This window comes from Paenibacillus thiaminolyticus (assembly GCF_007066085.1).
Classification (GTDB): Bacteria; Bacillota; Bacilli; order Paenibacillales; family Paenibacillaceae; genus Paenibacillus_B; species Paenibacillus_B thiaminolyticus.
Genome location: NZ_CP041405.1, coordinates 6,407,289 through 6,430,965, shown reverse-complemented (window position 1 = coordinate 6,430,965; position 23,677 = coordinate 6,407,289). Strand labels below are relative to the sequence as shown.

General features: G+C 53.7%; 25 protein-coding genes, 1 pseudogene and 1 riboswitch. Of the genes and pseudogenes, 2 read left to right on the top strand and 24 right to left on the bottom strand.

Translation table 11 applies throughout. The annotated features are described in order from the left end of the window. Positions 1–165 precede the first annotated feature (165 nt). A complete protein-coding gene (locus FLT43_RS28325) occupies positions 166–909 on the bottom strand; it encodes a CAP domain-containing protein (protein ID WP_087441273.1) in 744 nt (247 codons plus the stop codon). A gap of 6 nt (positions 910–915) precedes the next feature. Further along, positions 916–1,047: riboswitch (cyclic di-AMP (ydaO/yuaA leader) on the bottom strand. 294 nt (positions 1,048–1,341) lie between these two features. Between FLT43_RS28325 and FLT43_RS28320 the strand changes: the two genes are divergently transcribed. Next, on the top strand, positions 1,342–1,617 hold the full coding sequence (locus FLT43_RS28320; protein ID WP_087441274.1) for a hypothetical protein: 276 nt from the start codon (positions 1,342–1,344) through the stop codon (positions 1,615–1,617). A gap of 31 nt (positions 1,618–1,648) precedes the next feature. On the opposite strand, the gene FLT43_RS28315 is transcribed toward FLT43_RS28320, so the two are convergent. The 23 genes and pseudogenes from FLT43_RS28315 to FLT43_RS28205 all read right to left on the bottom strand — a co-directional run bounded on the left by FLT43_RS28315 (position 1,649) and on the right by FLT43_RS28205 (position 21,173). Continuing rightward, complete coding sequence (locus tag FLT43_RS28315) at positions 1,649–2,263, bottom strand: histidine phosphatase family protein (protein ID WP_369124652.1); 615 nt, start codon at positions 2,261–2,263, stop codon at positions 1,649–1,651. After that, positions 2,160–2,606: a GNAT family N-acetyltransferase gene (locus tag FLT43_RS30960; protein WP_164776118.1), complete on the bottom strand. Its 447-nt coding sequence runs from the start codon at positions 2,604–2,606 to the stop codon at positions 2,160–2,162. Before FLT43_RS30960 ends, FLT43_RS28315 begins: the two co-directional genes overlap by 104 nt. A gap of 26 nt (positions 2,607–2,632) precedes the next feature. Beyond that, positions 2,633–3,058, bottom strand: coding sequence for a metallothiol transferase FosB (gene fosB / locus FLT43_RS28305; protein WP_087441277.1), 426 nt, complete (start codon positions 3,056–3,058; stop codon positions 2,633–2,635). Between the two features lie 18 nt (positions 3,059–3,076). Next, complete coding sequence (locus tag FLT43_RS28300; RefSeq protein WP_174818130.1) at positions 3,077–3,334, bottom strand: hypothetical protein; 258 nt, start codon at positions 3,332–3,334, stop codon at positions 3,077–3,079. Between the two features lie 64 nt (positions 3,335–3,398). Then, positions 3,399–4,169, bottom strand: a complete 771-nt coding sequence (locus FLT43_RS28295) for a class I SAM-dependent methyltransferase (RefSeq protein WP_087441278.1) — start codon at positions 4,167–4,169, stop codon at positions 3,399–3,401. Positions 4,170–4,224: 55 nt separating this feature from the next. Then, on the bottom strand, positions 4,225–5,040 hold the full coding sequence (locus FLT43_RS28290; RefSeq protein WP_087441279.1) for an inositol monophosphatase family protein: 816 nt from the start codon (positions 5,038–5,040) through the stop codon (positions 4,225–4,227). A gap of 239 nt (positions 5,041–5,279) precedes the next feature. After that, positions 5,280–6,230 carry a GNAT family N-acetyltransferase gene (locus FLT43_RS28285; protein ID WP_087441280.1) on the bottom strand — a complete coding sequence of 317 codons (951 nt, stop codon included), beginning with the start codon at positions 6,228–6,230 and terminating at the stop codon, positions 5,280–5,282. Positions 6,231–6,481: 251 nt separating this feature from the next. Continuing rightward, complete coding sequence (locus FLT43_RS28280) at positions 6,482–6,910, bottom strand: GNAT family N-acetyltransferase (RefSeq protein WP_087441281.1); 429 nt, start codon at positions 6,908–6,910, stop codon at positions 6,482–6,484. A gap of 25 nt (positions 6,911–6,935) precedes the next feature. Next, on the bottom strand, positions 6,936–7,805 hold the full coding sequence (locus FLT43_RS28275; protein WP_087441282.1) for an NAD-dependent epimerase/dehydratase family protein: 870 nt from the start codon (positions 7,803–7,805) through the stop codon (positions 6,936–6,938). Between the two features lie 266 nt (positions 7,806–8,071). After that, positions 8,072–8,998 carry a ChbG/HpnK family deacetylase gene (locus FLT43_RS28270; RefSeq protein WP_087441283.1) on the bottom strand — a complete coding sequence of 309 codons (927 nt, stop codon included), beginning with the start codon at positions 8,996–8,998 and terminating at the stop codon, positions 8,072–8,074. Positions 8,999–9,133: 135 nt separating this feature from the next. Next, the gene (locus FLT43_RS28265; protein WP_373994923.1) at positions 9,134–9,937 is read right to left on the bottom strand and encodes a lipid II flippase Amj family protein; all 804 of its coding nucleotides are present in this window, start codon (positions 9,935–9,937) and stop codon (positions 9,134–9,136) included. Between the two features lie 106 nt (positions 9,938–10,043). Then, positions 10,044–10,493, bottom strand: coding sequence for a tRNA (N6-threonylcarbamoyladenosine(37)-N6)-methyltransferase TrmO (tsaA, locus tag FLT43_RS28260; protein WP_087441285.1), 450 nt, complete (start codon positions 10,491–10,493; stop codon positions 10,044–10,046). A gap of 181 nt (positions 10,494–10,674) precedes the next feature. Next, on the bottom strand, positions 10,675–12,369 hold the full coding sequence (locus tag FLT43_RS28255; protein WP_087441286.1) for a M3 family oligoendopeptidase: 1,695 nt from the start codon (positions 12,367–12,369) through the stop codon (positions 10,675–10,677). 249 nt (positions 12,370–12,618) lie between these two features. After that, positions 12,619–14,013, bottom strand: a complete 1,395-nt coding sequence (locus FLT43_RS28250; RefSeq protein ID WP_244194096.1) for a family 8 glycosyl hydrolase — start codon at positions 14,011–14,013, stop codon at positions 12,619–12,621. 277 nt (positions 14,014–14,290) lie between these two features. Continuing rightward, positions 14,291–14,587 (bottom strand): antibiotic biosynthesis monooxygenase family protein, encoded by a 297-nt coding sequence (locus FLT43_RS28245; RefSeq protein WP_087441287.1) that lies wholly within the window; start codon positions 14,585–14,587, stop codon positions 14,291–14,293. A gap of 62 nt (positions 14,588–14,649) precedes the next feature. Next, positions 14,650–15,166 (bottom strand): annotated as a pseudogene (locus FLT43_RS28240) (SDR family NAD(P)-dependent oxidoreductase). Between the two features lie 777 nt (positions 15,167–15,943). Next, positions 15,944–16,819 (bottom strand): urease accessory protein UreD, encoded by an 876-nt coding sequence (locus FLT43_RS28235; RefSeq protein ID WP_244951366.1) that lies wholly within the window; start codon positions 16,817–16,819, stop codon positions 15,944–15,946. Continuing rightward, on the bottom strand, positions 16,767–17,378 hold the full coding sequence (ureG, locus tag FLT43_RS28230) for an urease accessory protein UreG (protein WP_087441289.1): 612 nt from the start codon (positions 17,376–17,378) through the stop codon (positions 16,767–16,769). Before ureG ends, FLT43_RS28235 begins: the two co-directional genes overlap by 53 nt. Before the next feature lie 49 nt (positions 17,379–17,427). Then, positions 17,428–18,201 carry an urease accessory protein UreF gene (locus FLT43_RS28225; protein ID WP_087441290.1) on the bottom strand — a complete coding sequence of 258 codons (774 nt, stop codon included), beginning with the start codon at positions 18,199–18,201 and terminating at the stop codon, positions 17,428–17,430. After that, positions 18,182–18,634, bottom strand: a complete 453-nt coding sequence (gene ureE, locus FLT43_RS28220) for an urease accessory protein UreE (protein WP_087441291.1) — start codon at positions 18,632–18,634, stop codon at positions 18,182–18,184. Before ureE ends, FLT43_RS28225 begins: the two co-directional genes overlap by 20 nt. Before the next feature lie 25 nt (positions 18,635–18,659). Continuing rightward, a complete protein-coding gene (gene ureC, locus FLT43_RS28215; RefSeq protein WP_087441292.1) occupies positions 18,660–20,375 on the bottom strand; it encodes an urease subunit alpha in 1,716 nt (571 codons plus the stop codon). Continuing rightward, positions 20,372–20,758, bottom strand: a complete 387-nt coding sequence (locus FLT43_RS28210) for an urease subunit beta (RefSeq protein WP_087441293.1) — start codon at positions 20,756–20,758, stop codon at positions 20,372–20,374. The genes ureC and FLT43_RS28210 overlap by 4 nt, the downstream gene beginning before the upstream one ends. A 112-nt stretch (positions 20,759–20,870) precedes the next feature. Then, a complete protein-coding gene (locus FLT43_RS28205) occupies positions 20,871–21,173 on the bottom strand; it encodes an urease subunit gamma (protein WP_087441294.1) in 303 nt (100 codons plus the stop codon). 1,239 nt (positions 21,174–22,412) lie between these two features. On the opposite strand from FLT43_RS28205, the gene FLT43_RS28200 reads away from it, so the two are divergent. Next, positions 22,413–23,330, top strand: coding sequence for a transposase (locus FLT43_RS28200; RefSeq protein WP_087441296.1), 918 nt, complete (start codon positions 22,413–22,415; stop codon positions 23,328–23,330). Positions 23,331–23,677: the final 347 nt, after the last annotated feature.

The following is a 23,677-nucleotide window of genomic DNA, read 5'->3' as shown; positions in this document are numbered from 1 at the left end:
GAATGAATGCATGAACGCATCCTCCTATATTTTACCTGACGATCTGCAGGCATCGGAAGTTGCAGTAATCAAGAATATAATGCCCTTTCAGAGCCAGCGTCAACCGGAACGCGACAAAAGCGGCACCTTCTCCCGGTGCCGCTGCAGCTTTGCGCTATTTTCTTGTTAGCCGGTAAACTCTTGAACCCATACGCCATTGTAGTACGCGACCCCAATCGCTGTATAATTAGAATTCAAAATGTTTTGGCGATGACCTTGGCTGTTCATCCAAGCGTTCATAACTTCTTCAGGCGTACGCTGGCCTTTGGCAATGTTCTCGCCAGCCGTGCGGTATTGAACGTCCTGCGCTCTCATCAGATCGAACGGCGAACCAAGCGTCGGCGATTGATGGTCAAAATAGTTGTTGTCATACATATCTTGCGCCTTAATCATCGCTACCTTCGTCAGTTTCTCGTCCGATTTAAGGGGATTCAGGCCGGCTTTGGCCCGTTCCTTGTTGACCAGATCCACCACTTGATTCGCGAAGTCGGACTTCTCCGTTGCCGAGCCATTACCCGTGCTTGGCGCTGGCTGAGCCGGCTTCGGTTCAGCAGGAGCAGGCGCTGGCTTGGATTCCGGCTTGTTGACCACGCTGCCTGGATCTTTATCCGTCGGCTGCTGGCTGCCGTTATTGGCTTGGTTATTCCATTCCTTCATCAGGTTGTCCAACCAAGATTGCCAATCCGCGGACTTCGCCGGATCCGGAATGATGGCCTTCGCATTGACACCATTAACTTTGACCATATAGCAATTCGGGCTTTGCGCCTGCACCGCATCTGTCTGCGGCGCTGCGAAGGCGGAACCGGCCACCAGGACCGGAGCTAGCGCAATGGCACTGGTTACTGCGACTTTTTTGAGTGTATTCTTCATAAATTGCATCTCTCCCTTTGCAGCCTACGAGGTTAGCTGTCGGGTTCGGGTCAAAGAGGTCACCCCTGACGCAAATCTGCGCCTTCACCCCAGAAGTTGGTTCCCCCGCGCTCTTCCGAGCTTCGGCTTGATTCGATTTCGTACACATCGTAACACGAATAGTAGGAGAGATCATGCTATAATATATGGCACTAGATTAAGATTTTGTTACCTCTTTGTAACCTTTTTGACACCTAAAAAAGTTTACTAGCGCCGCATTTCCCGAGCCTCTGCATCCCGAGAATCACGCTGCTCCGCGATCTGCGAGCATTCAGATAACACCCTCGTTGTTATAAAAACTATCCATCCTTCACCATCACTGATCTACCAAATACCGCCAAAATGTATTATAGTAAAATTCGGTTCTTCGAATAAGATGATATAGAGGTGCCTATGATTATTCGAATTATTTTGGGAGTGCTGATCGTCGCCGCGGCCGGATTGTATTCACTCATTGAGGATGATCTATATCAATTATTCAACATTACGGGTTGGATTGGTCTCGGGCTGTGCGGGTTCGCCGGCATGATGTCCGACGGTTTTAGACAACCAGAGTACAACAGGGAGCACAACGCCAGTCAAGGCGCAGGCTTCGTCGCCACGCTATGGCTGCTAGGCACACCGAGCCTGCTCACATCCTTACTGCTGTACATTCTGGTGTACCGTTGAGACTTCTTCACGAATGCTTGCGCACATGCGATTACCAGGCTTCCGCCTCGCGGGCTTCCTGGTAATGAGAAGTGTCGCCATGCAGTAGAATGCTGGCTTCCCCGTCCTTGAAATGCAGCTTGCATAGGCATGCCGGATGAATGTAGGGAAGCTCCCACAGCAGATGAAGAGGGCGGTTCTCCGCGTAAGCCATCAATAGCTTCACCACGACCGTATGAGTCACTATCAAGACCGATTGGCCCGGATGGTCACGCACAATGGTCAATAGCCGCCCTAAAGCCCGCTCCCGAACTTCATGGAATGTCTCGCCGCCTTCAATCCTGAATTGGCCCGGGTTTTTCCAAAACAGATCGTACTGATCCGGATCCCGCTCCTGCACTGACGCCTGCGTCTGTCCTTCCCATACGCCAAGATGAATCTCCTTCAGTTCGTCGCAGCGCTGAACCGGAACATCGCGCTCCCTCCGTATCAACTCGGCGGTCCGGTACGCCCTTCCGCTGGGACTCGCATATATCGCATCGATAGTCTCATGCCGCAGCGCCTCACCCAGCCAGACCGCTTGGCGGACACCCAGCTCGGTCAAGGGAGAATCCTGATGCCCCTGCATTCGATGCTCCAGGTTCCATTCCGTCTGGCCGTGGCGCACGAGATAAATGGTTGTCGGTTTCATAACTTTTCTCCTCCCTGTCTTGTTCAAGATGATCTGGCAGCCGCCCTCCAATCCCTCTTCTCTCCCAGCCGGGCCGTACAGCGACGGTGAAATACAATGCCATCGGGTGGAACAGATTGCGCCACATGGTGCAAAATCCAAGCACTTGATCGCCAAGCAGCGCTACATACGATGAGGGCTCCTTCGTGCCTCCCGCGTCCAACTCTACAGATCCCCCATACCGGTACTGCTGCCGTTCCGGTCCCCAGATTCTGGCGCATAGCCGCTCCACATCGGCTTTCCAGACTTCGGAATAGGGAACAATATGCGGTTGTTGCATTGTGCCTCTGCCCTCCATTCTTCTGTCTATGAATCAAAAAATTGAATATGCGGCTTGCTGGCACGGTAATATTGCAGCCGATCGCCAAGCGTCCCCGTATGGAACTCGAAGCAGTGATTATCAGGATCGAGAAAATAAATCGACTGCTTATCCTCTTGTGACCGTTCCCGTCCAGCAAGCACCATGACTCCGTAAGCAAGCAGCTTCTGGCGCACCGCCTCATAATCCTCCTCATCGATGCTGAACGCGATGTGCGTGTAGGTAACCGGCTGCCGGGAACGGTCTACCTCCTCCTGATTCAGTGCAATCCACAAGCCGTGGCAGTCGAAATAAGCCAGCCGTCTCCCGACGGCTAGCAGCTTGCCTTCCAGAATATCGCGATAGAACGCGATCGAAGCCTCCAGATCCGATACAGAAAAACAGAAATGATTCAAGCCTCTAATATAAGACATCGCTTCCTCCTTTTCAGGTCACATCGGCTTCGAAGCTAATTCCACAATATACGCGACATTCTCATCGAACCGGAGCGCGTAATCGAGAGCAGATAGCCGGACGAAGGCCGTGTCATCCAGATCGAACATACTGATTCCAGGCAAGTAGTGCCCGGAACTGCTCAACACGGTATCATCCCTTCCCGGGAACCGGAATGTATACCTGTAATCCCGGCACGAGACGTAATCCGGGAGTAACCGGATGCTGATATACCATTCATCATCCAGCATGACCAAGGAGCGGCGCGAGTCTCCTTCCATCGAAAAATGCGGGGAGCGGATATGATATACGCTCGCCCCCTTATATTCTCCGGCACACCGCCACCATCGAAGGAAAGGAAGGATGTAAGGATGCGCCGGACCAGCCTCCATACAAATGAAGCAGTTCAAAGCCGTTCACTTCCAGCGTGCGGGCCAGTTCCTGCGGATACGTATAACGCAGATCTATCGTTGTTTTGCGTTCTTCACGCAGCTCCTCCCCTTCGATAAAACGCCGGATCGTCGTGTAATGCTGAACCTGGGCAATAGGATCATACGTGGCAATTGTATATACTTCACATCGATGCTCCGGCCCGATCTCGATGGTCCGCCAATATTCCTCTACGGGCGGCTGAAGAAGCTCCTCGGCCGCCGGGAATCTGGTATCGAAGAGCAGGATGCCTTCCGGCGTCAATACGCTGCGGATCGATTGAAGCAGCCGGTTCTGCAATTCATTGGTCAGAAAATGCTGAAATGCGTTCCCGGTCATATAAGCCAGCGGCGAATGTTCCGGCAGTTGAAGCTGCGTCAGATCCTGCTGCACCCAGCGGATATTCGCCTCGGCCGGAGTCTTGCGTCGGGCTTGCTCCAGCATACCCGCATGCAGATCCACTCCAATCACGGAATAACCCGCCTCCGCCAGCGGAATGGCGGTTCGTCCCGTTCCGCATGCCAGATCCAGTACCGGTTTCCCCTCTATTTCCAGTTTCTTGGCCCATGCGAGAAGCATCGGCAGCTCAGGATTGCCCTGATTTTCGAGATCATATAATGTCGGATCTTCATATTCGGATAAATCCCAGTCCATCATGGTCATCAGTTCACCCCTTCACATCTAAATCATGCCTGTACTGGCATGGCGCTTCAGTGAGCTATGCCTTCTGATCCTGCATTCCTTGCCGCACAAGCTCCAGCCAATGTTCACCGGCTTCAGGGGAGCAGGCAATCAAGTATGGCTCCTTGCACATCGTGCGGAACGGCCGGCCCTGGAAGTCCATCACCTGTCCGCCCGCTTCCTGGACCATCAATACGCCGGAATACAGATCCTCCCCTTCGGAATTATAGAGCACGATGACGTCGATCATGCCTCTGGCGAGCATGCACCACACCAGGGTCGGCGCCCACAGGCTCAGCATCCGCTTGCAGGACTGATCCAGCTTCTGGCGTAATTGGACAGCAGTCTGTTCATGCCCCACAGCGTGCCCCTGAATCCAGCCGGCTGTCGCCCGCTGCAGCTCGCGATCATGCCTCCGCATTCGAACAGGCTCGCCATTCAGGGTCATCCCTTCTCCCTTGACGGCAATGTAGAGCCGGTCAGGCATCGGCTCATAGATGACTCCAAGTACCGGCTCTTCCCGGTACAACAGCGTAATCGAGACAGCAAAGACCGGAAGGCCGATCACATAATTATTCGTTCCGTCCAGCGGATCAACGAGCCACAGCCAGTCGCTATCCTGACCCAGTTGGCCTGCCTCTTCGCTAAGGATGCGGTGATCCGGAAATTTCCGTTCGATCGCTCCCACGATGGCCTGTTCGGCTTCATAATCGGCCTCCGTCACGACATCGCCGGCATCTCCTTTCTCATCCACCTTGTACATCGTGTCGAAGCGCCGTTTGATGAGCGTCCCGGCCGCTTGCGCCGCGCTCACCGCCACCTCTTTGGCTTCATGCAATAACGTTCTGTTCATTCCGCACCTCACTGTACGTCGTTGTTCCCCCGGTTCTCCACTGGCACATCGAACAGGGATACTCTATGAAAGTCATGGGACGAGTCGGCCCAACACTTGCAGATTGCGAGATAATTCCGGCAGAGAAGCACACGACCCACTCTTCCAGACCGTTCGGTCTGGAAGAGGCCGGATCTGCCTGAAGAGCCAGCTCACGTTCATGTCCCGGAATTCTTGACTCTATACCAATAGGTATCTATCTACTCATACTCGGGCTTATTCAAATACAGCAGATGAGTGCAGTGCTTCATCCCGGTTGTTGGCGCAAAGCCCAGCGCCGTGTAGAAATCCGCTGCCCGCTTGCTGTCCGTATACAATATGAGCTCATCGTAACGCCTACGGGCATAATCAATTACTGACTCTACCAGCCGCTTGCCCACACCCTGTCTCCGATAGGCAGGCAGCACATACATTCGGCGCACTCTTCCCGTTCGGCGTTCAGCGCCAGTCTGCTGGTTAAGTCCGCATATCCCTGCCAGATAACCGTTCACCTTGGCGACAAACAGGGCTTCTCCCCGCTTGCGGAACTGATTGATCCCGCTCCGATATTCATCAGCCAGGCGCGCGATATGCCGATATCCTTCTTGCCCGCTCGTCTGAACCATCGGACCAATCGCTTCAAGATCCAACTCCTGCACAGCTTCAATCTCTACGGTGCCAGCAGCCGCGATGCCATATTCCTTCCGATCATCGTTCACGATATGGCGGAACTCGCCGATCGATCGAAGCAGCCGCTTCAAACTGGCCGGATAAATGACCGTATCGGGAACCTGTTCGAGCTCAATCCACCGGAAGGTCAGGACGGGCGCTGCTTCCTTGCCGATGAATTCGCCATCCGGAATATCGATTTGTTCCCCAGGGCAAGCATAGACTTCATAATATACACCGAATTCGTGCAAGCCGTCCTGCCGGTACGCATTGAAGTTTTCGATCAGCCATACGAGCCTGGTTGGCGGTACGCACATGCCTAATTCCTCGGCAAATTCCCTGATGACAGCCTCTTCTGTCGGTTCATTCCACTCCGCTCTGCCTCCGGGGAGAACCCATGCATCCCCTGACTTGTTGCGCTGCATCAGCACCTTCCCGTCATGGATCAGCACTCCCGCCACTCTAAGCAGGAAGGAACCGTCCCGATGAGACCATGCAATCATGTTATGTCTCCTTTTTCATCGTATTCATCGCCCATAAACACCAGGCACCGCTGCTCGCGATATGTACACCATAACAATAGCTATCTTCATACTCCGCAAATCCGGGTTGAAAGTCAAGGAATGTCTGGAAGAAACAAGAGAAGGAAGAAGATGAGGATCAAGGGGTGAGAAGGAGAAGAATAGACGCAGGCCAAAAAGATGAAGAGAGCGCACATGGCAGTGCCTCTCTCTTCTGCACTTGAGCAAGGCTCCTATTGCTCTTCCGGATGAGTCTCATATATGCAAGTGAACCGTTCCACACCCGGATAGACTTCGCCCCGGCTCTCAATCGTAAATCCGATATTCCGGTAAAAATCGACCGCTTCCTCATCGGTCTCGGCCTTGACGATATCCGGCTGCTCCTGTTGAATGAGCTCCAAAATCATGCCTCTGCCGAATCCTGCGCCTCGCAGCTCCGGATGGACGGCGAGATGAAGAATCTCGATCTCCTTCCCATGCTTCCGGATGCCGATGATGCCTACAACCTCGCCTTCGCTCTCATACCCCCACAACTCGTCTCCGGGATGCTGCTCATACGTCTTCAGTACAGCTTCCACCTTGTCCGGGTCCGGAAATACACATAGCTCGATGAGATCGCGAATATCCGCCTCCCGCAGTCGCGGCTTCACATTAATGAACATTCTTTCATTCCTCCTGCTAACCTAGTCAATTCCGCGCCAGCTTGCGCACGAGCGGTATGAACCAATCCGTCACTTCAGGGAACTCGAATCCGGCCTCCCGCGCCCGGCGATTATCCAAATACCAATGATCCGGAACCCCGAATGGCGAACGGTTCCCCTCCGCCAGCGGCTCGACGAACGCCGTTCTGCCGACGGCCTCTTCCACGATGGCAAGGATTCGGTCGAGCGACAGCTCTCCGTTGGAGCAAGCATTGACTGGTCCCGCACCGGTCTGGTCCTTCAGCCAGTACAGGAACGAAGCCGCTTCATCCGAGCTGATGAACGACATCTTCGCCTCCCGGTTCGGGATGCCAATCGGCTCCCCATGCCGGATGCGTTCCACATGGAAATGAAGCCGCCTCGTATAATCGTCCTCCCCCAGCACGATCGGAAAGCGGACCGCATGCACGGGGAAATCGGCGCGCTGGAAGAAGACGGCCTCCGCTTGCCGCTTGCCTTCGCCATAGTCTACCTCGGTTCCCGGATCCGTCTCATAAGGATAACGATACGGGTCGAAATCCGATTCCGGATGACCTGCGGAAGCGCAGCCGTATACCGATAACGTCGAGGTGAAAATATAATTCTTCACTTTCCCTGCGAAGAGTTCGCATGCCATCAGCGCTTCCCGCGGCGTATAACAGATGTTGTCATAGACCGCATCCCAGACCTGCTCTCCGATCGCTGCCTGGAGCGAGTCGCGGTCCTTGCGATCCGACTGGACGCGGATAACCCGTTCGCCGAACGGATCCGGTGTCACGCCGCGCGTGGCAATCGTTACTTCGGCACCGCTGTCCAGCAGCTTGTGCACCAGCTTTTTGCCGAAAAATCTCGTTCCGCCAAGTACTAATATTTTCACCCTATCCCTCCGTTACCATATGATTTTGGTCCATTCCGTAATATGCCTTCCTATCATACACGGTCTATGCAGATATGCCTAGAACTTGTCCCCATTCACAGGCTTGAGCGCGGCTTGCCGATGATGCGGCAATGGTTCAGATAATCGCTGCGCCAGATCGTACCGGCATCCTTATGTAATTGGCGCTCCTATCCGCAGTGCTATGTCCGATGTTCCGCATTCCGCGAACCACGTTCATGTTTGGCGGGGTCCGGCTGCACCCGGCCTCAGCCGAACCGCAGTATCTTTCCGCGGCCGGAGCGTCTGCTCACTGCCGAAGCCTGCTCGTGCTGCCATTGCTGCAGCGGATGCCAGGACATTAATTTGATTCCTTCTCGGGCCAACGCCTCCCGAACGATCGGGTCGGCCGCGATGCGATATTCCATTTCCCGCTTTACTTGATGCTTCCGGAGAGAAGCCGGGGCAGAGAACCGTTCCGGATGAAGCGTCCATTGGGTAATCCCCGGCTTCAGCTCCGCCAAGGCGCGGACAACGCCCTCGCGGTAGCTCTCATAGGTCTCTTCCTCCTCCAGCCCGTAAGCGTCAGGCAGCAGATCATCAATCAGCGCAATGTTCCGCTCCCCAGCCTCGTGAATCATATATTCGAACCTTCTCCGTTGGTCCTGGGTCAGGAAAGACTGCTGCACGATGTTGCGCGGCAGCAGAAAAGGCAGCTCATACGTGTCGCATAGATCAAATATGACATCAAGGAAGTCATTGCCGGTGAACAGCCCCAACACGCTTCCTTGGTGACTGTCAAGATGGGTCGGCTGCAGCCCCTGCTTCAAGGCCCATTCAATCTGATTGGCCAGTTCATGCCGAACCTCATAGGGGTCAGCCTGCTTCTCCAGCTGCGACACACTGTCGAGGAATCGTCCGTTGTCCAGCAGCGTCGGAACCCGATCCGGCGCCGATCGCGGCCGGTAGCCTCCCGTCAGTGTCAGATGAATGCCAATCGATGGGGCTTGACCGGCTACGGCCCGCTTGGCGGCAGCCAGACTATGCTCGGCGGCGGTAATCAGCGAGGCGGAAGTCACCGCTCCGCTCTCCAGCAGCTCGAACGCTGCCTCGTTCGCTTCGGCAGATCGGCCCGCATCGTCTGCCTGTATAATCAGAATCCGGTCTTCGGATGAATATCCCAGAGTGCTTAACATGTTCTATGTATCCCCTTTGTTGGCGTAGTGACGAGGCGGGTTGCCTGTCATCATGTCATACGCAGGAGACTCCCTTACGTTTCCTGCATTACGATAACTTTTCCTTGGAAAAATTACGAAGCCCTTGTCGCGATCTCAACTGATAAGCCGGACGATAGAGGCGATCCAATAGGCCGCCGGGACCAGCAGCAGCTGCGCGAGCAAGGTGCCGAAGAAGCGCGAAAACATCAGCACCGCATAGATACGGCCCAGCCGGCCACGCTCTTCGGGATGCTGAAGCGCCTTATCCGTAATCAGTCCGAGCTGCGGATCGATGAAAATGGTCAGCAAGATGGTCGCCATTCCGTTAATAAGCCCCGACGATTGGGAAGCGGTCGTACTGAACTCCGGAACGAGATAGGCGGCATACAGTGACGCGAGCACACCTACCGTATAGATCGCAGTGACCACGATATTCAACAGAATGAACCGCTTCGGAATTCCCAAATACCGAAGACTGACCAGCATGGACCAGGTCGGTCTGCGGATGTAGCTCTTCGTCCGCCTCAACTGTCCGATCGTAACCCCAGACAGCAGCTTCGGGATCGAGCCTGCCACCTCCAGACGGGCGATAATCCGCGTGAACAGCTGCACGAAGGTCGGGAACACCGCGATCGCGAGCAGCGTCCCGGCCGAAGCCGCCACCAGCGTGAACCTCAGATAGGGCAGCGGATCGAACTCCGGATGGTGCTTGGCGTAATCTATGAAATTGGCGGTGAACGGCGCTTGAATCAGGTTGGCCGTGCGCGCCACGAGCACGACGATGCCGGTCAGGGACAAGGCGACAGCGAGCTTGCCGAGCCGGACGCCCGCGAAGCGGATCGAGTAAGACAGCGTCTCGGACGCATGAATAACCAAAGTAAGAATAAACACAATCACTAGCGTATACGTCAACGGCATCACTCCGAACAGACAAGAAGTTTAAATATATTATGGTTGCACAAGTAGCCGCTTCCCCGGCTATTGGCGATCGTCCCGGGACAGTAGAAATAATAAACATCGCTTGTCAAAAATAATTCGCCATCAGCTTATTCACCCAGGCTGGTACTTGCGGAGTCGCGGGCGAGTCAAAGGCCGGGAAATGCGGCTTCACATCAAGCACCGGCGTATGGTCTATCGCGTCTAGCCCCTGCACCCGAATGATCGCTCCTTCAATTTCAATCAGCTTCGCGCACGTAATGCCGATCGGATTAGGCCGATGCTTCGCCCGCTGCGCAAAAATGCCGATGTCCGGCATATCGGTTCGGCCCTGCGGTCTGCGGACCAGGTCGCCGCCAGCATCGAAGGTGGATCGATCCATATAATATACGACAAGGATATGAGAAAATTCCTGCAATCCAATAAGCCCGTCCGCATACTCCGGGCGCAGATGAATCTCGGAGACGACTTGCCCCCAGTTCTCATCTACCCCTTCCCTCACGGCGGAATGAACGATACCAATTGGCTCGATCTTCATTTCACTACCTCCCTACCAATCCCCTTGTCTAACATGAAGAACCGATCACATTATATACCATTATTTCGTCCGGGACCATTGCGGTTGTTCCAGCTGCTCCCCTCCTTCAACACAGAAAGACCACATGCACTCTTTCGCACATGCGGTCTTCCATTCACGCGGATATTCCATTGTCCCGCGCTTACAGCTTCGTATCATCTACCTCATTCAACCATTGTTCGATAACGCCGATGACCGAAGCTACGCATCCGTCCTCGAACGGCGAGATGAGGCCAGCTACGGCGACGAGTCCGGTGAAGGACTGGCTGCCGCCAGATTGGCACAGCTTCAAATAATCGGCCCATGCCGCCTTGTAATCTTCATTCATGCGCTTCCAGAACTGGAAGGCGCAGATTTGGGCCAGCGTGTAATCAATATAGTAGAACGGCATCTGGAAAATATGTCCCTGCTTATGCCAGAACCCGCCTCGCTCCAAGTAATCAATGCCTTCGTAATTGCGGTGCGGCAAATATTTTCGTTCGATATCGCGCCAAGCCGCTTTCCGCTCTGCCGGCGTTGCGTCCGGATTTTCGTAGACGAAATGCTGGAATTCATCGACCGATACACCGTATGGCAGGAAGAGCAGGGCCGATGACAAATGATCGAATTTATACTTCTCCGTCTCCTCTTCGAAGAACAGGTTCATCCATGGCCAAGTGAAGAACTCCATGCTCATGGAATGAATCTCGGCCGCCTCGAATGTTGGCCAATTGTATTCCGGCACCTTGAAATGTCTGCTCTCGTAGACTTGGAAGGCATGCCCGGCTTCGTGGGTCAACACATCGATATCGCCCGAAGTTCCGTTGAAGTTGGAGAAAATGAACGGCGCCCCGTATTCGCTCAAATAGGTGCAGTAGCCTCCGCTCTGCTTGCCTTTTTTGCTGACCAGATCCATCAGCCCGTTCTCAATCATGAACGTGAAGAATTCGTTCATCTCCGGCGACAATTCGGCATACATCTTCGCCCCGTTCGCGATAATCCAGTCCGGATCGCCCTTCGGCGTCGCATTCCCCGTCTTGAAGCTGAGACCTTCGTCGTAGAAGCGCAGCGTATCGACGCCAATCCGGTTGCGCTGGCGCTCGCGCAGCTTGGTCGCTATCGGCACGATACCATCCAACACCTGCTTGCGGAAGTTGGCGACCATCTCGGCATTATAATCGGTGCGGCACATACGCGCATAACCCATCTCCACGAAGTTGGCATACCCCAGCTTCTTCGCCATCTTCGTGCGAACCTTCACTAGCTCGTCATAGATCCGGTCGAACTCCGACTCATGCTCCGCCATGAACTGGTAACGCGCTTCGAACGCGCGCTGCCTCAATTCCCGATCCGGCGACTGCTCGAACGGCGTCAACTGCGCCAGCGTGCGCTCCTCGCCTTCGAATGGAATCTTGGCCGATGCGATCAGCTTGTTATATTCCGTCGCCAGCTTGTTCTCCTGCTGCAGATCTTCAATGATGTCAGGATGGAACGTCTTCACCGACAGCTCCGCCAGTTGGAACAATTGGGTGCCCCATTTCTGTTCCAGCTCGACGCGGAATTTCGAGCCGGTCAATGCCTTGTAATAATCTGTTATGTATTCTTGGAACATCGGCGTGATCTCGTCCATATAATCCTGCTCCGCCTTGTAGAACTCATCATTCGTGTCGATAGAATGACGAATTTCGACGAGCTGAATCTGGGTATCGAACACGCTGCGCAGCTTGTTGATGGCCTCCATGGCCCGATCCTGATCTTCAAGGCTCTCCGCCGCGTTGAATGCCTGCAGATGCTCCTTGAACTGCTTGCCGATCTGCGCGATATCGGGTCGCTCATAACGATACTCGCTAAATGTCATGCCCTTACACAACCTTTCAAAGGTAGTCTTACTCCTCCATTATACTGAACAACCCGCCCCGATTACTATGCCTAATGGAGGAAAACTTTTGCAGGCGTGCCAATCGCCCGCCCTTCGCCTTGACCCACCCGACGATATAGAACAAGCCCAACACGGCGTTCCCTTCTCTGAAGAACGAACCCGTTGGGCTTGTCGATGGCTTGGGCTTGCTATACCGGCTGGCGGAGCGGCAGGGAAGTCAGACTGCGTTCAGGACGCTGCCGAGCCGGCTGCCGTTGTGCTCGGGGACCACCAGTTGCCGGACACGACGATCATGCTCAGCAGGCGGATCGTGTTGCCGTAATAATATTTCCATTCCTGGGCCGTAGGGTTGGCCGCATCCGTGTGATAATCCCACAGATCATTCAGCCATTGCTGATTCGAAGGGTCGATCATTGCGCTGACCATGAATGGCGCCGTGAAGTCGAGACCGCCTTCCCATTCGCTCAGCCGCTCCGATCCGTCCAGTTTGTAGCCGGACCAGATGCTCCCTGGCGTATCATGGTTGCTTCGAATGAACGCATTCATCGCCGACAGCTGAGCCTTCGCCCGCTTATCCCCCGTCACCAGATAATCGGTCGCGATGCGCCATGGCGTCCGGCAGGAGTTGTAATTATACTCCCCGTCCAGCTCCGATTCGAGGAAATTGCCGTCATCGGTATTCCACTTCCGGTAGCTGACCGGCTTGAATTGCCCGTCTGTCTCGTCCTTGTACAGGAAGTCCGGCAGCAGCCCCGTCTTCGGGCTGAAGTTCTTGTGTACTTGTTGAATAATGCCGTACGTATTGTCCACAACCTTGCCCCAGCGCGCATCCCCGGTCGCCGCCTGGAAATCCTTCATATGCTGCAGCATGAAGTCCGATGGCCGAGCCGCCCGCTTATAATCCGGATCGCTGTCGTAGGCCTGCACCCAATCGCCCAACTGCAGATGATATTCCGTCGGGTGCACCTCGCTCTTCATGATGGCGTTGATGACCTTTTTCCCCTCGGCCAAATAATTAATCGCCCCATGACTCCCCCATTGCTTGTCGGCCAGCAGCAGCGCATAGGCGATATCCATATCCCCGTCAATCGCGGAATTCGCTCCGTTCGAATCGATAATCGCGCCATTCGTATCGGACTGCTGCCATGCCATCAGGTCCTTGTTAATCTCGCTTGGATGGGCGCGGAAGTAACGATACATCCCGTCGAACAGCTTCTTCGCATCCGGGTCATGCCCCGCCATCAAGGCCGTAATCATCATGCCGTACCCGTGCGCTTCGGAGACGGTTATTGCCTCTCCGTTCCATCCTCCGTCGTTATACCAGACGTAGTATTGATCGGCCGCGTATTTATTTTGCTTGAGGTACTTCTTTTTCCATTCGTCATACAGCAACGCCACTTCCTTATCCATCGCCGCCTGCGACACATGATTCGGCTTGATCGTGCCGCTCGCATAAGTGACATGCTGCGGGAACGGCCGCTGTGGACCGCCTGCGTTCAGAACCTCCGTCTTTGCGCCGGCATCCGCTGTCCCCCATAATTGGACCGGCAGCATCATACAGGCCACAATCAGCGCCATGGCCCGCTTCAGCGCGCTGCCTGGCCTCCATTTCCTCATCTGCATGCTCTTCCCCTCATTCCTTATCAAATTGACCTGCGATTCCATTCAGGAGCAAGGCGAACACCTATCCGTAACCTCGTGATTGATGCAATCGATTTATGTACATAAGCTCTCCTCCAACGCGCGTTCGGCTTGCTCGCCTCACTGAATATTTCCAATCTTGAAGAAAGCGATTACAAAATAAAATGAAAACAAAGCATGATGATCGATCACCTTCGCAGCATTCTATGCCCTCTCCGCATCAGCTCCTTTCCTGCGTCACATCCGCCGTCCGGCCGTCTCATTTCACTCTAATGCCGACATAATGCTCCGCGACAGGAGGGCGCTCAAAAAAGGGCTGCAGCAGAATGCTCCATTCGAGGTAGGATTCCGATGCCGTAAAGCCCGGCAGATGATCCTTGAACGAATTCCACTGGACGATCATAATGTACTTATCCGCAACCTCCACACATTTATGGAGCTCGTGCTTCATATAGCCCGGGCGATCCGCCAAAATCGCCGACGCTTCCCGAAAGCTGCTCTCGAAGTCGTTCGCCGTTCCCGGCTTGACATAGAATGTCGTCATATGCACAATCATCGTCTCACCCCTTCCTTATTGCTTATATGCGCCTCCGCGCCGCTGACCACATGCTAAGGCTGTCAAGCGTTCACATCAGTTATCGCGGGAACGTGAATTTCTTTTATGCAAGCCACTTTGGATAGATTTACGATACACTTGACTAGAGCAACGATGTCTTGAACCGGAATCCGTGTGCCGTCGTATTCGGCAATCGCCTTTTCGGCGCCTTCTTCATAGGGGATTTCCGCGGCAAGCTCCCCCGGATTGATGCAGGTGACGGCCATCCCGTCTTTACGAACATGTTCCCGCAAGGCATGGGTGATGCCAGTGATCCTCGAAGCCTTCTTTTTCCCATATCCCGACATTATAAATAAGGACATCTATCGTCTCGCTCCGCACTGCCTCCGCCACGATGGTGCCGGCATCCTGTTGCGACAAGTCTGCCGCGATCCAGTGTCTTTGAACGCCGTCAACCAAATCGATGCTGTCCGGCCTGCTTCGGGATACAATCCATACTCGGTCCCCCCGCTCGGGAACTCCCTTGACGAAAGCATCTCCCAGCCCTTGGCTGGCTCCGAAAATAATATAGTTTCTCAATGGTCGGTCTCCTTTTATTATATATTTAAGCGATTTTATACTATTACTACTCGCTCGATCACCTTCTACAGTACCATATTCATCGTCCAAATTCGGCATGTCATTTCCTCCTCCGTAAGATTCACACCCCAATTAAACGGAGGAGGCGGAGCAACTATTACTTTTGATCAAAAAATGGATGCAGAAAAGTTGTCGTTGGCGGGAAAATACGAAGAGACGGGCGGTTGACGGCAGGTGTGTAAAAAAGGGGCGGAACAGAGAACTCCCGGACGGACGGCCTTCTGCATGCGGACCGGAGCAGGAATCCGGTTGCAGAAGGCCAAAAGGAGCAACGCCGATGGCGGCGGCCGCAATGCCGGTTACTCGCCCGGCGGGCTTGATCCACCCTAGCGCTCAACGGCGCTGCACAGTATCGGTTCGCCCGCGGAAGACCCGGTGCCGCGGCAGCTTGTGCAGTGGCTCTGCGGCCCTTCGGGGTGGGCGGCCGTAGCCCGTTTTGGCGTCGTGCCGAAACTGTCGGGATAAGGGAAAAATACGTGTTCCGTTCCGTTGCGCGTGCTGCAGCTCGGACAAGACTTATATTTTCCGTCGCTGCTCCATTGCGACGCATTCAAAGGTTTTTCGCATGATGTACAAATCAATGGCTTCATGGAAGCAGTACCACCTTTCTCTATGTATCCTTTCCATGTGAAGAGAATCACCTGAACCAACGGGTTATCTCGACACGAAGAAGGCTGCTCCTTTGTACATTGTACATGGAACAGCCTGGAATAGGAATCAATATTTGCGCAGAGAAATCGGCCCCCAACCGAACCAGCGCTCCCGCACCGCATTGGCGATTCGCCCGAACAGCGTCTCAATAGCCTGGGACGAATCTCCCAGTATGCGGACGCCGAAGCCGGGAATGATGAGCTCCGACATCCCGATACAGCCTATCCGGTTCAGATCGAGTGTCTCGGCCAACTCCTCGATGAACGTGCGGGTCGCAAGCGGACCGATGACGAACAGCGATCCGACATGCGTATACCCGTCCATGCGGCCAAGTCCGCGAATCGGCTGCTCGCCGGGGCGCAGCCTCAAATGATCGAACAGCACGGGTACCCCGTCCATCTCAATCATCGTCTTCAACGTAATCTCATCATACGAGAAATGCGCTCCATCCGGGGACCAGCCCGGAGTTACGATTTCTCCCAGAATAAGCGCGGCGCTTCGGTCCATCCGGATTTCGGTCTGCTGCCGATACCGGGAGTCCCGGTAGGCAATGACCGAATCGGGCAGCCACTCCAGATAGCTTCCTGCCTCCAGCGCGATGCGCGTCAATTGGAATACCGGCTCCTTCGGCGTGCGATAGATTTTGGTGGAAGATTGCGTCGTCATCAGTGCGGACGCGCCTTCCCCGAGCTCCAGCTCCATCCGGTACCGATCCCCGCCGACATATCCACCGCCCGGATTCATGACATAATAATATACTTGCCCGCTTCCGTCCGGGTAGATGGGACGGGCGATTTTGTATGCCCCCTGATGATATTGGCGGGAAGCGGCTGAACGGCCGCCGCGATGTTCAACCTTCAGCTCCAGTTGGCCTGTCCAGGACGCCATCTTACTCCAAGCCGGACAGCAGGGCATGTTTTTCAATCCAGGCGACGACTTCATCGAGCCCCTGCTCATCCTTCAGATTCGTGAAAAAAAACGGCTTATTGCCGCGGAACATCAGCGTGTCCGCCTCCATCACCTTCAGATCCGCGCCGACATAAGGAGCCAGGTCCGTTTTATTAATAATGAACAAATCGGATTTAATCATGCCTTGTCCTCCTTTGCGCGGAATCTTCTCCCCCTGGGCCACGTCGATAATATAGATGGAGAAGTCGACGAGCTCGGGGCTGAACGTCGCGGCCAGATTGTCGCCGCCGCTCTCGACGAAGATGATCTCCAGATCCGGATGGCGGGACAGCAGCTCATCGATCGCCGCGAAATTCATCGATGCATCCTCCCGAATCGCGGTATGTGGGCAGCCGCCCGTCTCCACGCCGATAATTCGGTCCTCCGGCAGAACGCCGGTGCGCATTAGAATCTTTGCGTCTTCCTTCGTATAAATATCATTCGTGATAACAGCCATGCTGTATTGCCCGTCCATTATGCGGGTGATCTTTTCGACCAGCATCGTTTTGCCTGCACCTACAGGGCCACCCACGCCGATTTTAATCAGACTCAACTTGCATCACTTCCTTATATATCAATTTATTCCTCCGTCCAGGCTCCCCTCAGGACATGAACAGCCGGATATGAAGCTGCTCATGCCTCATCTGGGCGCATTCCAGACCGGGCGCGACGACGCCCAGATCGTCGATCGTCAGCGTCTGCACCTTATACGCGGCCTGCTCCAGCAGCGGCTGCAGCTCCCGGAGCAGCTTCTGCCCGTCCGTCTGGCCGAGCGGAATCGCCCGCACCCCGTTCTGCACCATGCCGGAGACGGAGGAGTACAGACAAGACAGCACGGCGCTTTCCTTTCCGACGCCGACGTGGAATGCCATCATAGCGAAGGCTATGGCCGGATGCCCGAACAATTCCTTTACGGCCAGCCGCTTGCTGTATTGCGCCAGAGCTGGGGAATCGTACAGAGCGGTTGCCAGCTTCACCATTCTCTCTCCGATACGGCGCATGCCCTCCCGCGTCTCCCGCGGCATGCACTGGATCGCCATCAGCCGATCCAGGCGCCATATCTCTTCCAACTCATTTGCCTCCTGCTCGTTTGCCTCAAGCACATTTGCATTCAGTTCATTTGCATTCAGTTCATTTGTATTCAGCGCATTCCCCTCCAGCGCTTCATAGGCAAGACGGCATGCCAGCAGATCATTGAATACCAACTGCTCGAGCACATACGCCTCCAGCCAGAGCTTGAACGATGCCTTGTCTGTCACCTGGCCGGCCTGCATATACGTCTCGAGGCCGAACGAATGATTGAATGCGCCCGACGGGAAGTTCGAATCGCACCACTGCAGCAGCGTGAGCAGCGAGCTAGTGCTTATGTCCGACATGGCGAAACGCTTGCTTCATTTTCTTGTTCTGGCGGGCAAAAGGAATACCGTCCTGCATCAACTGTTCCTCCACCAGATAGTCATACTGGACGACCATCGCGTCACCCTCGAACTGCGCCGGCAAATGGCGGTTGCCCAGCTTATGGGCGATCTCGCCCATCTCCCGGATCGAGCGCGGCTGAATGATAAGCACATCATCAGGCATCACTTCGATCACGATCATATTATTGTCATCCATATATAGAATGTCTCCGTCCTTGAGCTCGGTCCGCTGCGCGAGCCGGATACCAATCTCGTTGCCGTGATCCGTCGTCACCCGTTGAATCGTCTTCAACATGTCTTCGCTCGCCATAAATACTTTTTCCATATGACGGCCTGCCCGCTCCTCGGGGCTCAAATCGGCCAAGCTGCCGGCGATTTGTTCGATAATCATAGATCCACCTCATCCTCGTTATGTATCAGAACAAGAAATACCGCTGCGCCATCGGCACCACATCTACCGGCTCGCAAGTCAGCAGTTCTCCGTTCACCCGCACCTCATAAGTCTGCGGATCGACGAAAATATCCGGCGTCTCTCCGTTCAATGCCATATCCCGCTTCGTGATGCGGCGAATGCCGCCTACCGGCAGGACGATCTTGTTCAGGCCCAGCTTCCCGGGCACATCCTCGTCAAGAGCAGCCTGGGACATAAAAGTCACCGAGCTGCGGCCAAGCGCCTTGCCTGCCGCCGCATACATCGGGCGATAATTGTACGGCTGCGGCGTCGGAATCGAAGCATTGGCGTCCCCCATCAAGCTCATGACTACGAAGCCATTCTTCAACACAAGATCCGGCTTTACTCCGAAAAAGGCCGGGTTCCACAGCACCAGATCAGCCATTTTCCCGACTTCGATCGAACCGACGTAATCAGCGATGCCATGCGTCAGTGCCGGGTTAATCGTATATTTCGCCACGTACCGTCTCACCCGGTAGTTGTCTCCTGCCATGCCGGCATCCTCTGCCAGCTTGCCGCGCTGCTTCTTCATCTTGTCCGCCGTCTGCCACGTCCGCGTGACAACTTCCCCGACGCGGCCCATCGCCTGCGAATCGGAGCTAACCATACTGAATACGCCGATATCATGCAAAATATCTTCCGCCGCAATCGTCTCGGCGCGAATCCGGGAATCCGCGAAGGCCACATCCTCCGGCACGCTCGGATCGAGATGATGGCAGACCATCAGCATATCCAGATGCTCGTCCACCGTATTTACCGTGAACGGGCGGGTCGGATTGGTCGAGCTCGGCAGCACATTGGCGAGGCCGGCCATTTTGATCATGTCCGGCGCATGGCCCCCGCCGGCGCCCTCGGTATGATACGTGTGAATGATACGGCCGCGGATGGCGGCAATCGTATCTTCCACGAACCCGCCCTCGTTAAGCGTATCGGAGTGGAGTGCGACCTGAACATCATATTTGTCAGCGACACGAAGCGCATAATCAATGGCGGATGCCGTCGCTCCCCAATCCTCGTGCACCTTCAAGCCGATGGCTCCGGCACGAATCTGTTCAGCCATCGGCTCCTCCGTTGCGCCGCTTCCCTTGCCCAGGAAGCCGACATTGATAGGCAGCCCTTCCGAGGCTTCCAGCATCCGGTGCATGTTCCATTGCCCCGGGGTGCAGGTCGTCGCCTTCGAGCCCTCCGCCGGGCCGGTGCCGCCACCGATCAAGGTCGTCAAGCCGGAGGCCAAAGCATGCTCGACCTGCGCCGGATTAATAAAATGAACATGCGTATCAATGCCCCCCGCCGTGACAATCAGACCCTCCGCAGCGAGAATTTCCGTGCACGCTCCGATAATCAGATCAACCCCATCCATGACGAGGGGATTGCCGCTCTTACCGATTCCGGCGATTTTTCCGTCGCGGATCCCGATATCCGCTTTATAGATGCCGGTATAATCGATGATAATCGCGTTCGTGATCACCAGATCCATTGCACCCTCATCGCGGGTAATCAGCGGATGCTGGCCCATTCCGTCACGGATCGACTTGCCGCCGCCGAACTTCGCTTCATCCCCGTATCGAGTGAAGTCCTTCTCAATCTCGATGAACAAATCCGTATCCGCCAAGCGGACCGCATCGCCGACCGTTGGTCCGTACATGTCCGCATACTGGCGTCTGCTCATGCGAAAACTCATGATAATGTCTCCTTCTTCTTTATCTCGGACTCACGCTGCTCGAAATCTTTGCCAATCGTATTCAACACAACCCGCTCATCCAGCGATCCATCCGTCTTGTTGTTCAAACCATATACATGCCGCGTTCCCGTAAATGGCACGAGTTCAACATCCTTCCGGTCCCCTGGCTCGAAGCGGACGGCTGCGCCTGACGGAATATTGAGATGCATGCCGTAGGCCAGCTCCCGTTCAAATTGAAGCGCGCTGTTCGCTTCATAGAAATGAAAATGCGATCCGACTTGAATCGGCCGGTCCCCGAGATTCAGCACCGAGACGGTAATCGTGCTGCGTCCCTCATTGCAAACGATTTCATCTCTCCGTAAAATAAACTCACCTGGTATCAAGCTTTACTCCTCCTTCAATGTGAACAGGATACAAGCGGCATTTCCACTCTCACTCCCCATGCCGGACCACCGCATCGCTATGCAGGACCTACCGTAGCGGTCCATTCCAGACTTAACGTATCGGCTCATGCACCGTGACCAGCTTCGTTCCGTCAGGGAACGTCGCTTCAACCTGAATATCAGGAATCATTTCCGCTATCCCATCCATAACATCATCCCTTGTAAGGATGGTCGCGCCCTCACTCATTAACTTCGCGACGGTTTTTCCATCCCGCGCGCCTTCGATAATTTCATATGTAATCAAAGCGATAGCCTCCGGATAATTCAACTTCAAGCCGCGATCTTTGCGTCTGCGGGCCAGATCGGCTGCGACCACAATCATCAGCTTTTCCTGTTCCCGAGGTGTCAATCTCATATATGCTCCTCCCGTTCCTTTTTCATCCTGATGAAAATGTGCCCGCAAAAGAAATGGACACTTCATTTTTAATGAAAACCGCCCATAAATTTCCGTCTCTTTTTGAATTTAAATACACTGGGTGAACAGCTTCAGGCGTCTCCCTTACATGTCTGAACGGCAAAGTAAGGCAGTCTAAGCTGCCGTTGTTGGAAATGATTCAATGATATCTGATATCGCAAAAGGGTTGGCTGCAATGAGGTTATCGAGTTGCAAACCATTGTCTAAAAGAATCGGCTTCAAGCCGTGAAGAGAAGAACGAACAATGATGAACGAGCATTAGGTGAAGGAGGGACAACTCATTCATCGAATCAAGTGAGGACCAAGCGATCTTAGTCGATCGTTACCTTCATTCTATTAAAAAGCGAAATGAAATTAAAGCGTTGCAAATCGACAAAACGAACAAAATACGCTGTCTTCCGCCGTTAAAACAGAACTTTTCCTCCGTTTTCATCCGCGATTGCGTTTTTTCATCCATTTAAGCAAATTTTTCAAGTGAAACAATTCCTATCATAGGGTAAATTTACCTTTCATTACTTCACTCCCATCCCGTGCGCCAAAAACTCCTGAATCTCCTCCTGGCACTCCCTAACCATCTCCAAAATTACTCCTCCTTGCTCAAAACTCTAGTCCTGCAGTGACACCCCTGACGCTCGACACTATTCGGTATCTGATCCCGGACAAAACAATACGATTCGTGCCCCACTGCCTCAGCTCTTTTTCACCGTTCCCCCTCAACTTGGTGCCCTTGTTTTCACTATCCATCATCTCTGTCCCTATTGAATCGTTACCTATCATCTTCGCGCTCTTATATTCACTATCCCATCCATTCAGTTTAATACCGCTCTGTTGAGTATCACCTTAATATTCTTTTTGCTGCACCCCATCATCTCAGCTCCTATCGGATTGTCACCTATCATCCTGACGCTCTTATCTTCACTATCCCGTTGCATCAGTCCCCTTTTAACTTAGGTTATATGTTCTTTACTATTTGCTGGCGAACTTAAGCCTGCTTCCTGTCTTAAGGGGATAGTGAAGTGATATGGTCATCAAGGATAGTGCACGATCTGAAAGATGAGGATTTTCCTTGAATTACCGATTAACGCTAGACATAAGAACGAATGTTCGGTATAATCAAACTATCAGGAACATTCGTTCTTATTCGCTTCTATATTTCAGAAAGATAAGGAGGTTGTCTTGATGTGCAATTGGGAGTCAATCGAGAGTGTGGAGCAATTAGAGCGCCAATTCCCTACGGAATCAGCCTGTGCTGCATTTCTAACCCAGTTGAAATGGCCACAAGGCTTTGTCTGCCCTCGGTGCAGTCATCGTCGTGCCTATCTCATCCAAACCCGCCGCCTCCCTCTCCATCAATGCAGCGCCTGCGGATATCAGGCCTCCATCACAACGGGAACCATCATGGAGGGCAGCCGCACGTCTCTACGGAAGTGGCTTATCGCGCTGTGGCTCGTCTCCCGTTCAGATGCAGGAATTAACGCTGTTCAACTGCGCTCGATCATACAAGTCACCTACAAGACAGCTTGGTTAATCCTGCATAAGATTAGAGCTGTAATCAGTCACAACGACGCCAATCACCCCCTTCCCGGCATTGTTCAGGGCATTGTGGCGTTCTACGGACATTCAATCTTGTCTCCCATCCAGCTTCATCCGAAAGAATGTCCATTGATTATCGCAGAGTCGGTGACGGGTTCTTCAACCCATACTGGCAAATTAAAAATGAAGAAAGTCGATCCAAAACATTGTAGCAAAAAACTTTTGCTGCCAATCGGCTGTGACCATTTTGCAACGTGGCATGCGGAAAATGCAGACGAAACCTATATCAACCGCTTCCATATCCAAGTACGCCGGAACAGTCGCTTATATCAGACCTTCCGTCAAGCTTGGCGCTGGATGAACGATACATTTCACGGGATTGGATCAAAGTATTTGCAGGCATATTTGGACGAATATTGCTTTCGATATAATGCCCTCGTTGAGCAGGCCTGTACCATGCAGCGGCTTCTTCATCTGTGCATGTCGATAGCAATCCGGCCACTCCTTCCTGGCCACTCCATACATTCTCTTCGTAGTCAGCCATACAACCGGAAGGCTGCTTAATTTGACGCTCTTATGCACCTTATGAACTCCTATATCCCGTTAGCTCCCATTGTCATAAGAGCCTGCTTGATTTCCGATTTTTCGGTAATATGAGCCTCCTCTATTTTCGCGATTTTCTATAGTCTCATACGTGCTTCTATTATTTTTGTGTTCCCGCTTTTTGTATGAGTTTACGTTATTTTGCGATGTTATATGGAGTCAGTTGAGCTTGCCTTATTTGCGATATTACATCGAGCAGTTGATCTTAGCATATTTCGATATTTCGTCGAGTCAGTTGAGCTTAGCTTATTCCGATACTACATCGAGTCAGATGAGCTTGACTTATTCCGATATTACATCGAGTCAGA